This window comes from Streptomyces thermoviolaceus, assembly GCF_045209695.1.
Classification (GTDB): domain Bacteria; phylum Actinomycetota; class Actinomycetes; order Streptomycetales; family Streptomycetaceae; genus Streptomyces; species Streptomyces thermoviolaceus.
In genome coordinates this window covers 83,582-95,906 of record NZ_CP109280.1, presented here as the reverse complement: position 1 = coordinate 95,906, position 12,325 = coordinate 83,582, and the positions used below count along the sequence as shown (strand labels likewise).

General features: G+C 72.5%; 12 protein-coding genes. 5 read left to right on the top strand and 7 right to left on the bottom strand.

The features are described from left to right. Nucleotides 1–49 precede the first annotated feature (49 nt). Nucleotides 50–1,153 (bottom strand): glycosyltransferase family 4 protein, encoded by a 1,104-nt coding sequence (locus OG899_RS00475; RefSeq protein ID WP_206345788.1) that lies wholly within the window; start codon nucleotides 1,151–1,153, stop codon nucleotides 50–52. Between the two features lie 278 nt (nucleotides 1,154–1,431). Beyond that, nucleotides 1,432–3,576: an amylo-alpha-1,6-glucosidase gene (locus OG899_RS00470; protein WP_168132143.1), complete on the bottom strand. Its 2,145-nt coding sequence runs from the start codon at nucleotides 3,574–3,576 to the stop codon at nucleotides 1,432–1,434. 445 nt (nucleotides 3,577–4,021) lie between these two features. Between OG899_RS00470 and OG899_RS00465 the strand changes: the two genes are divergently transcribed. Both OG899_RS00465 and OG899_RS00460 read left to right on the top strand, forming a co-directional pair. After that, the gene (locus tag OG899_RS00465) at nucleotides 4,022–4,333 is read left to right on the top strand and encodes a VOC family protein (RefSeq protein WP_373296091.1); all 312 of its coding nucleotides are present in this window, start codon (nucleotides 4,022–4,024) and stop codon (nucleotides 4,331–4,333) included. A gap of 407 nt (nucleotides 4,334–4,740) precedes the next feature. Next, nucleotides 4,741–5,508, top strand: a complete 768-nt coding sequence (locus OG899_RS00460; RefSeq protein ID WP_125497262.1) for an N-acetyltransferase — start codon at nucleotides 4,741–4,743, stop codon at nucleotides 5,506–5,508. Nucleotides 5,509–5,577: 69 nt separating this feature from the next. On the opposite strand, the gene OG899_RS00455 is transcribed toward OG899_RS00460, so the two are convergent. Genes OG899_RS00455 through OG899_RS00445 form a run of 3 tightly spaced genes read right to left on the bottom strand, consistent with a single transcriptional unit; the run spans nucleotide 5,578 to nucleotide 7,822 of the window. After that, entirely contained in the window at nucleotides 5,578–6,141 is a 564-nt protein-coding gene (locus tag OG899_RS00455; RefSeq protein WP_125497261.1) for a TetR/AcrR family transcriptional regulator, read from the bottom strand. Between the two features lie 54 nt (nucleotides 6,142–6,195). Next, nucleotides 6,196–7,626 carry an amidase gene (locus tag OG899_RS00450; protein ID WP_125497260.1) on the bottom strand — a complete coding sequence of 477 codons (1,431 nt, stop codon included), beginning with the start codon at nucleotides 7,624–7,626 and terminating at the stop codon, nucleotides 6,196–6,198. Further along, the gene (locus OG899_RS00445) at nucleotides 7,613–7,822 is read right to left on the bottom strand and encodes a hypothetical protein (RefSeq protein WP_125497259.1); all 210 of its coding nucleotides are present in this window, start codon (nucleotides 7,820–7,822) and stop codon (nucleotides 7,613–7,615) included. The genes OG899_RS00450 and OG899_RS00445 overlap by 14 nt, the downstream gene beginning before the upstream one ends. Before the next feature lie 141 nt (nucleotides 7,823–7,963). Here OG899_RS00445 and OG899_RS00440 point away from each other — a divergent pair, with 141 nt between their 5' ends. The 3 genes from OG899_RS00440 to OG899_RS00430 all read left to right on the top strand — a co-directional run bounded on the left by OG899_RS00440 (nucleotide 7,964) and on the right by OG899_RS00430 (nucleotide 10,538). After that, entirely contained in the window at nucleotides 7,964–8,878 is a 915-nt protein-coding gene (locus OG899_RS00440; RefSeq protein WP_168132144.1) for an MBL fold metallo-hydrolase, read from the top strand. A gap of 92 nt (nucleotides 8,879–8,970) precedes the next feature. After that, entirely contained in the window at nucleotides 8,971–9,579 is a 609-nt protein-coding gene (locus OG899_RS00435; protein ID WP_125497257.1) for a TetR/AcrR family transcriptional regulator, read from the top strand. Nucleotides 9,580–9,581: 2 nt separating this feature from the next. After that, nucleotides 9,582–10,538: a hypothetical protein gene (locus OG899_RS00430; RefSeq protein ID WP_125497285.1), complete on the top strand. Its 957-nt coding sequence runs from the start codon at nucleotides 9,582–9,584 to the stop codon at nucleotides 10,536–10,538. Between the two features lie 167 nt (nucleotides 10,539–10,705). Here the strand turns inward: OG899_RS00430 and OG899_RS00425 are convergent, their stop codons facing one another. Beyond that, nucleotides 10,706–11,032 carry a hypothetical protein gene (locus OG899_RS00425; protein ID WP_125497256.1) on the bottom strand — a complete coding sequence of 109 codons (327 nt, stop codon included), beginning with the start codon at nucleotides 11,030–11,032 and terminating at the stop codon, nucleotides 10,706–10,708. Nucleotides 11,033–11,162: 130 nt separating this feature from the next. Continuing rightward, nucleotides 11,163–12,170: a helix-turn-helix domain-containing protein gene (locus OG899_RS00420; protein WP_168132145.1), complete on the bottom strand. Its 1,008-nt coding sequence runs from the start codon at nucleotides 12,168–12,170 to the stop codon at nucleotides 11,163–11,165. Between the last annotated feature and the right edge of the window lie 155 nt (nucleotides 12,171–12,325).

Sequence of the window (12,325 nt, the reverse complement as noted above, 5' to 3'; positions counted from 1 at the left end):
TACACCGGCGGCGCTCCGGCGCCGCCCGGCGCACCACCGGGTTGTCCGGTCAGGCCACCGGACGCATGTCCCGCTGGGCCGGCGGAGAGCTGAGCGGGGCCGTCGCAGCCGGGGTGCGGGCCTCGAGCACCTTGCGGTACACGGCCTCGTAGCCGGCCGCCATGGTCTCCGGCTGGAAGTGGTCGATCACATGGTCCCGACAGGCCCGCGGATCGATGGCAGACACCTGTTCGATCGCGTCGGGCAGGTCGGCGGCGTCCTCGCGGACCAGGCCGGTCACCCCGTCCACCACGACCTCCGGCACCGAGCCCCGGCGCAGCGTCACCACAGGAGTGCCGCACACCATGGCCTCGATCATCACCATGCCGAACGGTTCCTCCCACTGCAGCGGGAACACCAGGCAGCGCGCCCGCGCCAGCAGGCGCTTCTTGCGGTCACCGGTGACCTCACCCAGCCATTCCACGCCCGGGCCCAGCCGCGGTTCGATCTCGGCCTCGAAGTAGGCGCGCTCGGCCGGCTCGTTGCACTTGGCGGCCAGCTTGATCGTCCGGCCGGCGGCGACGGCCGCGTCGATCGCCAGGTGCATGCCCTTGTCGGGGGTGCAGCGGCCCAGGAAGAAGACCCAGTCCTCCTTGTCGCGGCGGTAGGGGAAGTCGGAGGCGCGCAGCGCGTTGTGCACGGTGCCCGCCCAGTTCAGGTCGGGTGCCTGGGACCGCTGCGACTGCGAGATCGCCACCAGGTGCACGCTGTCGCCCAGGTGCCGGTAGTAGTCGCCGGGCTCGCCGTCCAGCGGCCCGTGGGTGGTGACGACCGTGGGCACCCGGTGACCGCGGGCCAGCAGCGGACCGGCGAGCGTGTGGTCGTGCACGACGTCCACGTCGAGGTCCTCCAGCAGCCGGGCGGTGGCCGCGGCGTGCAGCACCTCCGGCAGCGGTTCACCCAGCCGCGAACCCTGCGGCAGGTCGTAGGTGCGCAGCATCCGGTGCGCCCGGGTGCCGTTGCGGCCGGCGGCGATCAGGGTGACGTCGTGGCCGCGGTCGACCAGGGCGCCGGTGAGGTCGGCACACATCGCCTCGATGCCTCCGTAGCCGCGCGGCGGAAGCTCGAACCACGGCGGCGCGACCATGGCGATACGAAGCGGCCGGTTGCTCACGGAAAGACTCCTTTCGTCCTCGGCCCGCCGGCCGGGTCGCTCCGGGGCGTCGTCGGAGCCGCCGGAGCGCCACGAGTCGGCGGACGCGCGCCCGCCGACCGCGGGCAGGGCACGGTTCCGCCGCGCCACGGCGTGCCGTGGCCTGTCCGCGAGCAGGGGCGAGTGGATGGTGAGTAGGCGGGCCGCGGACGGCGTCGGCCGCGGCGCGGGGTCGCACACGGCCGGTCGGCGCCGGCACACGGATGCGACAGCGACAGAAGGTCTTCGGGCGAGGGCCGTCAGGCGGCGGGCGGTGGGTCGACGGCCGTGCACGGGCAGGCCTCGTCGGTCGGCCGCAGCCCGGACGGCAGGCCGTCGATCTCCACCCGGCCGCCGCGGCGCACGGTGAGGTTCGCGCGGGCCACACCGAGCGGGACGTCCGTGATGCGCAGGGGCAGGAAGGCGTCGGGCAGATTCGGGCGCACCCGCAGCACCCCGTGGGGCAGGCACACCTCGGCACCCAGCAGCACCCGCAGCAGATGCAGCGGGGTCGCCGAGGCCCAGGCCTGCGGCGAGCACGCCGCGGGGTAGGGCACCGGGCGGGCGTACTCGGCCCGGTCGAAGCCGCACAGCAGCTCCGGCAGCCGCCCGCCGAAGGCCGCCGCAGCGTCCAGCACGGCCTCGGCGATCCGGCGGGCGTGCGCGGTGAAGCCGTAGCGCATCAGCCCGGCGGCGACGATGCCGCTGTCGTGCGGCCACACCGAGCCGTTGTGGTAGCTCATCGGGTTGTAGGCGGCCATCGTGGTGGCGATGGTGCGCACACCCCAGCCGCTGAACATCTCCGGCGACAGCAGCCTCTCGGCCACGGTCCGCGCGCGCCCCGAATCGACGATGCCGGTCCACAGACAGTGCCCCATGTTGGACGCGAGCGCGTCGATTGGACGTTTGGCACCGTCCAGCGCCTCGGCGTACCAGCCGCGGTCGGGCAGCCAGAACGCGGCGTCGAAACGTTCCCTGAGCTGCCGCGCCCGCTCCCGCCAGCGGGCCGCACCCGCGGTGTCGTGCTCCAGGTGCTCGGCGAGCAGGGCCCGCGCACGGTAGGCGGCGTGCACATACCCCTGTACCTCGCACAGGGCGACCGGCGGTTCGGCGATCCTGCCGTCGGCGCCGTTGACGCCGTCCCAGGAGTCCTTCCAGCCCTGGTTGGCCAGGCCCCGGTCGGTGGACCTGCGGTACTCCACGAACCCGTCGCCGTCGCGGTCGCCGTACTTCTCGATCCAGGCCAGCGCCCGGTCCGCGTGCGCCAGCAACTCCCGTACCGCGTCCGCGTCGACGCCCCACCGGAACAGCTCGCCGAGCAGCATCACGAACAGCGGGGTGGCGTCGACGGTGCCGTAGTACACCGTGCCGCCGAGCGCGAGGGACGCCTCCACCCCGAACCGCAGCTCGTGCGGGATCTTCCCGGGTTCCTCCTCGGTGACCGGGTCGGTGGCGGTGCCCTGATGACGGGCGAGGACACGTGCCGTGCCGAGGGCCAGCTGGGGATCCAGCGGCAGTGCCATCAGCGCGGTGAGAACGGAGTCACGGCCGAACAACGCCATGAACCAGGGGGCTCCGGCCGCCACCACGGGGGTGTCCGGGCGCTCCGGGTCGAAGATCCGCAGCGCCCCGAGGTCCTGGCAGCTGCGGCGCAGGGTGTTCGACAGCGACTCGTCGCGGGTGTGGACACGGGGACCGGACTGACGCCAGGCACTGGTCCGCACGGACGGCGCGGCCTGCTCCAGCGGACGCTCCAGCGGGAACGAGGTCGGCGTCTCCACACCGTCGACGACGGGCGTGACCAGCACGGACGCCCGCCAGGTGCCGCGCGGCGGCACCACCGGACGGAAGGTGAGCTGCCCGGGGGAGCACACGGCGTCCTTGGCCACGATGCGCACCCCGCGGCTCTGCCCGTGATGGTGACGGGTCATCGCCAGCACGCCGTCGCCGTAATCGACACCGTACTGGCCGCGCGACTCGACCCGGCCCTCCTTCACCTCGAACAGGTCGGCGAAGTCGGCCTCGACACGCAGCGTCAGATGACAGGCGGCGGCCTCGTTGCCGAGATTGCGCAGCACCAGGTCCTCCCGCATGCCGGCCCCGACGAACCGGTGACGCTCCACCAGCACGGTGGCCTCGCTGCGTCCCGGGCGGGGCCGGGCCCGGCCGAGGAACAGTGCCTCGTAGGGCTCCTGCGCGATGACGGTGAGGGGATCGACCTCCGCGTCGTCCAGGCGCAGGTGCCAGGCGGACAGGATGCGGGTGTCCCGGTGGAAGAGCCCCTGAGGGGTGCCCGCCACGAGATCCCCGCCCCGCTCGGACAGGCAGAACGACGACCCTTCGAGCAATGTCACCAGGTCGCTGCTGCCTGACGCCTCGCCGGCGAACGTCCAGCCCTCGCCCATCGATCACCTTCCTCAGGAGAAAGACGATTCGACCGGGATTTCTTATACGACGCAGCTCAACTTTCCTGCAAGCCAGCCTGGGACAATGCGGAGTCGCCCCGACTGATGTCGCGTCCCGTGGGCCTCCCGTGCCCCTCGGAACGCCGCCTGGCCTGCGACGACCGCCGGGTGCACCCACGCCCCTGAGGGCGTCTCGTGTGCCGCGGCGGACCGGCCCGGCCGGAAGGGAACACCGGGAAGCCGGTCCCACACCGGTAGCGCACCGCTTCCGCGCCGGGACGCCCGGCCTGCCGGACCGGCTCCCCCGCCGCACCACCTGTCGTGCCGGAGGCACGACGTACACCGCACGCACCGATCGGGCGGGGCGCGTTGCGCCGGGGGAGGGACCACACGGGTACGACCGGTCAGATGTACGCCATCTGTTCCACCGCCACCCGGCCCGAGGATGGGGCGCGGTTCTGGTCCGGCGTCCTGGGCCGGCTGCCCGCCGACGACCCGGACGACGGCATCGCGATCCGTCCCCCCGGACGCCGCCGGGTTCCGTCTCCGCTTCCCGCCGAGCCAGGAGCCGAAGACCGGCCGGAACCGGGCACACGTCGATCCGACGAGCACGTCCTGGGAGGACCGGCGGCAGACGGTGGCCAGGGCGCTCGAGCTGGGCGCCCGCCACATCGGCATCGGACAGCTCCCGGAGGAACCGCATGGGGTGCTCGCCGATCCGGACGGCAACGAGTTCGCCGTCCGCAGACGCCGCTGAGAGAACCGCATGACCCTGCCGGCCCACGGCACCCTGGACCATCTCGAACTGTGGGTGCCCGACCTCGACCGCGCCGTGGCCTCGATCGGCCGGCTGCCGGAAACACTGGGCCACACCCTCGTCCAGCGCTGGGACCACGGCCGCAGCCGGCGCCTCGGACCGACCTGTGTGGTGGTCGAGGAGTCCCCGGCACCCCCCGCGCCGGCGGCGCCCGGCACCACGCCGCCCACCTGGAGAACGTCGACGGCTTCGAGGTCGGACCCGTGGCGATCCAGGCACCCGACGCAGTCCGGGACCGCGGCGACCACGTGTGACGCGGCGCGCCTCGCACACGAAGCTCCCTGGCCGGCAAGGGTGTGCGCGAAACTCCCTGGCCGCCAAGGGTGTGCGCGTGTCATCGTCCTCGCATGACCGTTGTGGACGACATAGTGATCACCTCGCTGGCCGAGCGCCCGTCGCTGGTGCCCCGGATCTACGACATCACGCACACCTGGCCGGAGTTCATCGCGCACGACCAGGTCGGGGCGGCGCTGCTGCACCAGGTGCCCGGGGAGTTCCCGGACCACTGTGTGGTCGCGACGGACGGTGAGCGTGTGGTGGCCCGCGGCCTGAGCGTGCCGTTCGACGCCCACGGCGACGGGCGTGTTCCGACGCCGGACACGGGCTGGGACCAGGTGCTGGTGTGGGCGTTCCGCGATCGGCGCCGCGGATGCCCGACGACCGCGGCCGGCGCACTGGAGATCACCATCGACACGGAGTACCTCGGTCGCGGACTGTCCTACCGCATGCTGGCCGCGATGAAGGACGCCGTCGCCCGGCAGGGACACGACGTCCTGATGGCTCCGGTGCGTCCCAACGCCAAACATCGCGAACCGCGCGTCGCCCTGCCCGACTACGTCGGCCGCCGGCGCGACGACGGCCTGCCGGCCGACCCGTGGCTCCGGGTCCACGTCAAGGCGGGCGGCAGCATCGTGAGGATCGCGCCGGCGTCGATGACGGTCGGCGGATCGCTGGCCCAGTGGCGGGAGTGGACCGGCCTGCCCTTCACCGAGGACGGTCCCGTCGAGGTGCCGGGCGCCCTCGTCCCGGTGCACTGCGACACCGCACACGACCGGGCGGTCTACGTCGAGCCGAACGTGTGGGTCCGGCACGAGGTGGAACCGACGACCGCGTGACATCGGGCGGGCCGACCGCGTGACGACACCTGCCGCCCGGTGCACACCCACCGGGCGACGGACGCCCGTTCACACCTCGTCGGTGCCGAGAAGCCGTGCGACGAGGCGGCGCGCGAAGGCGCTGTCCAGTCCGTCGGGGCGGAACAGGATGCGATACATCAGCGGGGCGACGACGGCGTCCATGACCGTCTCGACGTCCGGGGCCTCCTCCCCGCGGTCGGCCGCACGGGTGACGATGACGCGGATCTGGTCGGCGGCGTACGCGGAGCAGCGGCCCGCGTTGCCACCGTCGGGGTCGCCGAGCAGGGCGTCCCGGATGTAGGAGCGGCCGGTGGGGGAGCCCATCTCGTCGAGGAACTGCTCGGCCCAGGCGGTCAGGTCACGCCGGAGAGACCCGTGGTCCTCCGGGGTCCCTTCGGGGCGCAGGCGCTCGACGGCGACGTCCGACAGCAGCTCCCGCAGATCCCCCCACCGGCGGTAGATCGTCGACGGTGTCACCCCCGCACGCTGGGCGACCAGCGGGACCGTCAGGGCGTCACGGCCGACCTCCGCGGACAGGTCCCGCACGGCGGCGTGCACGGCCGCCTGGACCCGGGCGCTGCGCCCGCCGGGACGCACCATCTGCCTGCTCATGGGGCTCATCTTAAAAGCCACGTCTGTGCGTCTGCTGGTGACGGTGTGACCGCCTCAGGTGCCGCACGACCCGGCCGTACTGCGGTCTCCAACGACCGGCGCGAGCGCCCCTGCCGGTGCCGGCTGCGTCTGCTGGTAGGCGTGGCCGGCCCGCAGCAGCACCCTCTCGCCGAGGGGCCGGGCGAGAAGCTGCATGCCGATGGGGAGCCCGGCCTCGTCGTGGCCGACGGGGACGGACAGGGAGGGGAACCCGGTGATGTTGGCGGGGCAGCACAGGCGCACATAGGCCTCGGCGACTCCTTCGACGGTGCCGTCGGCCCAGGTGATCGTCTCCTGGCCGGCCTTCACCGCGGTCACCGGGACGGTGGGGGCGGCCACCAGGTCGACCTCGTCCAGGACACGTGTCCACTCCCGGCGCATGAGGGCGCGTGAGCGCTGGGCCCGCAGATGGTCGGCGGCGGACATCAGCGCACCGGCCTCCAGCAGGACGCGGACGTCGGACCGGTAGAGGCCGGGGACGGTGCGCAGGGTGTCCTCGTGGCAGGCGGTGGCCTCGGGCACCATCAGGCCCCAGTGGGTGGCCTGGATGTAGCGGGACAGAGGGATCTCGATCTCGACGAGACGGGCACCGAGGTCCTCCAGCCGGCCGAGGGCGGCACGGACGGCGGCTTCGACCTCGCCGTCGACGCGGTCGAAGAAGTACGAGCGCGGCACCCCCACCCGCAGGCCGGTCAGGTCGGTGTCCTCCCCGGGCCGGTAGTTCTCGGCGGGCCCGGGCAGGCAGGCCGGATCGCGCGGGTCGTGCCCCGCCAGGGCGGTCAGCACCAGGGCGGCGTCCTCCACGGTGCGGGTGAGCGGACCGACGTGGTCCAGCGACCACGACAGAGGGGTGACGCCGTGCCGGGAGACCAGGCCGTAGGTGGGCTTGAGACCGACGACGCCGTTGAGCGCGGCGGGCACCCGGATCGAGCCGCCCGTGTCGGTGCCCAGGGCGAAGGTCGCCGTGCCCGCGGCGACGGCGACGGCGGATCCGCCGCTGGAGCCGCCGGCCACCCGGTCGCCCCGGTGGGCGTTGCGGGTCTGCGGGGTGATCAGGCCGTAGGCGAACTCGTGGGTGTGGGTCTTGCCGATCAGTACGGCTCCGGCCGCCGCCAGCCGTGCGGCGACCGTGCTGTCGGTCCGCGCGCGGTGTCCGGCCCTGACCCGGGAACCGGCCGATGTCGGCAGGCCGGCGACGTCGATCAGGTCCTTCAGCCCCATCGGTATGCCGTGCAGCGGACCGCGGTGACGGCCGGCCGCGATCTCCTTCTCGGCCGCACGTGCCGCCCGGCGGGCGCGGTCGGCGGTGACGGTGGCGTAGGCCTGCAGGTGCGGCTCCACCTGTTCCATGCGCTGCAGGACGGAGTCCAGCAGCTCGACGGGGGACAGCCGCCGGGCCCGCAGCGCTTCGGCGGCCTGCACCAGGGTCAGTTCATACGGCTGCACCGGGCGCCTCCTGTTCCGCGCGGTAGACGGAGGCCGGCGGGACGTCCGCGACGTCCAGCTCGCGCAGGACCGCGACGACGCGGTGGATGTGACGAGCGGCGGCCGCGACCGCGTCATGGCGGTCGGGCGGCAGCGGCAGCCCGGCGCGGTCGGCCCAGCGGGCCGCCTCCGGCGGGGTGAGGTCGGGTGAGGACATGAGGTTCAGCAGTTCCCTTCTCGGACGCTGCAAGGGAGCGATCCAGCCGCAAAAGCTCAATGTTTGCGTTAGTGGACTGTAGAGCCTACGGTGTCCTAACGCAAACCAATTGCTTTTAGTGCCTGTGAGGACACCACCGCCATGACCGCTCGACCGGCTCCCGACCCGTCCGTCGTCCCCTCCTGGACCGTGGGAGACATCACCGTCCACCGCGTCGACGAGATCCTGCTGCCGCCTGCCACCGGAGCGTGGCTGCTGCCCGGCGCGACCCCGGACGTCGTCGCGGGGCAGGACTGGCTGCGCCCCGATTTCGCCGACGACCGGGGCGTCCTCCGCCTCGCCAGCCAGAGCTTCGCGCTCACCGTCGCCGGGCGGCGCATCCTGGTGGACACCGGCATCGGCAACGGAAAGAAGCGCGCCGCCCCCGCCTGGCACGACCTCGACACCGACTACCTCCGGCGCCTGACCGCCGCCGGATTTTCCCCGGACTCGGTCGACCTGGTGATCCTCACCCACCTGCACACCGATCATGTCGGCTGGAACACCCGCCGGTTGGAGGGCGCCTGGGTCCCCACCTTCCCCGCCGCCCGCTACCTCACCGCCCGCGCCGAGCGGGAGTTCTGGGCCGGACACGCCATGGACGAGGCGCGCGAGCAGATGTTCCGCGACTCGGTGTTGCCCGTCGAGGAGGCGGGGCTGCTGGACCTCGTCGACGTCCCCGGCGACGGCCTGGAGGTCGTTCCCGGCGTGCGTCTGGTCCCCACCCCGGGACACACCCCCGGTCACCTCGCCGTCGAACTGAGCAGCCGGGGCAGGAGAGCGCTGATCACCGGCGACTGCATCCATCACCCCGTCCAGCTCGCCCACCCCGGCATCGGCGCCTGCGTCGACATCGACCCCGAGCGGTCCGAAGCCACCCGCCGGGAACTGCTCCGGTCGCTCGCCGACACCGACACCCTCCTCCTGGGCACCCACTTCGCACCGCCCACCGCCGGCCGCGTCCTCACCCACGAGGGCACCTACCGGCTCCTGCCGGCGCCTGCCGGCCGGCGCTGACCCTCGTCGCTTCGCGCGCCGGGGGCGTGTCCCCAGCCGGCGGAAAACCATACCGAGTTCATTCATGAACCGAGTATGGTTATTGTGTCCGCATGACAGGGCTGCGTGAGCGCAAGAAGCAACAGACCAGACAGCGGATCGCCGAGGTGGCGGCGCGCATGTTCGCCGAGCGCGGGTTCGACGCCGTGACCGTGAACGAGATCGCCGAGGCCGCCGACGTGGCCAAGGCGACCCTCTTCAGCTACTTCCCGACCAAGGAAGCACTCGCCCTGGACGGCGTGGGCGGCGACGACCTGGCCGGGATCGTCGCCCGGCGCCCGGCCGGCAGGACACCGCTGGAGGCGCTCCGCGCCCACTACCGCGCGTTCGCCGCCGAGCAGGGACCGGACACGGACCTCGACGCACTGCTCGCCCGGGTGCGGGTGATCCAGGACAGCCCGGTCCTGCGCGACGCCGCCAACAGCCTGCTCTACCGGCAGCGTCAGGCTCTGGCGCAGGTCCTGACCGACGAGTACGGCCCGAGGGCGGCCGCGTTGACGGCCGCTCAGATCGCCGCATGTCTGACCACTCTGCAGGAGAGCTACTTCGGGCACCTGCTGTCCGGTGCCGGTGCCCAGGACGCCGGCCGTGCCCTGGCCCGGGACGTCGAGCTGGCCTTCGACCTGCTGGAACGCGGCATCAGCCATCTGGAAGGGCGATGACCGTGCGCGCACGCGGCATCACCTACGACACCGGAACCTTCCCGGGTCGTCTGCTCACCCGGAAGACCTTCAGCTCCGAGCAGGTCCGGCACGAGATGACCGTGATCGCCGACGAGCTGCACTGCGACGCCGTGCGTGTCTCCGGCGGCGACGCCGACCGGCTGGGCATCGCGGCCCGGCATGCCGCCGACGCCGGACTCGAGGTGTGGTTCTCCCCCTTCCCCGTCGATCTTCCCCCCGAGGACGTCCTGCCGTTCTTCGCCGACTGCGCGCAGCGCGCCGAGGCCCTCCGGCGGGACGGTGCCCCGGTGGTGTTCGTCGCCGGCTGCGAACTCAGCGCCTTCGCCGACGGTTTCCTCCCCGGCGCCACCCACCGCGACCGCCTCCACGCCATGGCCACCGCCGACCTCGCATGGTGGACGTCCCTCGGGCCGGTCCCCGAACGCCTCAACAGCTTCCTCGACGAGGCGGCGACGACGGTTCGCGCCCGCTTCGCCGGGCCGGTCACCTACGCCTCCGGCTCCTGGGAGCCCGTCGACTGGACCCCGTTCGACCTGGTCGGCATCGACGCCTACCGCAGCGCGCAGAACGCCGCCACCTTCCGTGAACTCCTGCGCGAGGGCCGCGGCCACGGCAAACCCGTCGCCGTCACCGAGTACGGCACCTGCGCCTACCGCGGCGCGGGCGACCTGGGCGGCCTGGCCTGGCAGCCACCGCACGGGGCGGTCCCGGACGAGGACGAGCAGGTCCGCTACTTCGAGGAACTCCTCGGCATCTTCGAAGAGGAAGGTGTGGACACCGCGCTGTGGTTCTCGTTCGCCGACTACGACAAACCCGGTGACCGCGACCTCGCCTCCTACGGTGTCGTCCGCATGCTCGACGAGACCACCTGGGAACCGAAGAAGGTGTTCCAGGCCATGAGCACCGCCTACGGACGGCCGAGGCGGAACCCCGCCTGACGCCGTCCTGGGCCACGGCATCGACCCGCACCCCCGCACCGGGTCGCAAGCCGAGCCCCGCCTGCGGACATGTGCCGACGGCCCGGTGCCGGCCGACTGCTGCCGGCCGGCACCGGACCCCTCCCCCCTCGGACCGGTCCGCATGTGCGGACACCGAAGCCCGCCGGTCAGTCGATCCGGTAGGCGTCGTAGACGTAGCCGCTGTTCACCAGGTGCCACCACAGATTGCCGGCCGCGCTGACGCAGGCCTCGTTCACCAGGTACGAGCCGGCGTCGAGGTAGAACATCACATCGGAGCTGCCCGCCAGGTACTCGTGCACGGGAGTGCCTGACTTGAAGGCCATGGGCTGGGACACGATGGACCTGCACGACGAACCGGCCGGAGCGCGCTCGGCCCCGGCGACGGAGGTCGCCGCGTGGGCGGGGCCGGCGACCATGGCCGCACAGGCGGCGGTGGCCGCCAGGACGGTGACCAGACGACGTGGGGCGGACATCGATCCTCCGTTCGTGGGCTGCCGGTGGTGATGGTGGCGCACCGCTGTCGCACGCCCACACCCGGGCCGATGAGCCCGGTGCGATGCGGCGCCCGATCAGAATGCCGCCCCGGACACGGCCCGCTCTTGACTATCCCTGCTCATCACTTGTCGCGTTCTGCGCACGGTGTGCGTGCAGGCACTGCTGGCGGTACTCCCTCGGAGACGTGCCGTAGGCCGTGCGGAAGGCCCGGCTGAAGTGCGCCGGATCGGCGAAACCCCAGCGGGCGGCGATCTCCCGGACGGGACGGGAGGACTGGAGAGGGTCGGCGAGGTCGCGGCGGCAGCGCTCCAGACGGCGTTGCCGTATCCAGGCCGCCACGGTGACGCCCTGGTCGTCGAAGAGCGTGTACAGATGCCGGACGGAGATGTGGTGGGCGGCGGCGACGGACTCAGGGGTGAGACCGGGGTCGGCCAGCCGCTGCCGTATGTGGTCCAGGACGCGTATCCGCAGGGCGCGCCTGCGGGCCTGAGGGTCCAGCGTGTCCTCCGTGTCCAGGCACCGGCCGAGCAGGGAGGCCAGAAGATCCAGAGTGACCGAGGCCAGGGTGGGGACGTCGGCGGGAGTGAACTGGTCGGCGCGGGCGGCGATGTCGGTCAGCCAACGGGCGAACACGGCACCCATGCCACGGCTCGTGTCGATGGGAACGGCGAGCAGATCGCGCACCGTTCTGTCCGGCAGCGACAGCAGGCCGCGAGGAATCTGCACCGTCAGATGCGACGGTCTGTCCGGAACGGCACGGACGTCGCCCAGATACGGCCGGCTGCTGTCCATCACCACCAGGTCACCGGCGTGCAGGGCCGTGTCGTGCCCGGCCAGTGAGATGGTCCCCTCCCCGCCGGCGAAGTAGTTGATCTGATACACGTCCGGATCGGACTGCCGGATCAGCTTCGTCGTCCGCGCGATCTGCAGATGCGGATAGGACAGCGCGGACACCTGGACCTCGCCCAGATCGACGATGCGCATCCGGGACCGGAAGTCGCCCTGGTCGTCGCTGCGCAGCCGGTTGCGCATGTGCGACTGCGCTGCCACCTCCTCGAACAGGGCGAACCTCTCCGGTGCCGCCACGACGTCCGTGCTGAAGTCGGTCACCAGCATGCCCCCACCCCCGATGTCTCACGTCACCCCTGCGCGGCGTCGAACCTGACACAGGCATGCCGGTCCAGTCCAGCGGCACGTCGGTCACTTCCCGTTCCCGCGGGAACGGACGGGGCGCGCTCCGCTCCCGGCCCCGTACCGGCTCCGTGCTGCTC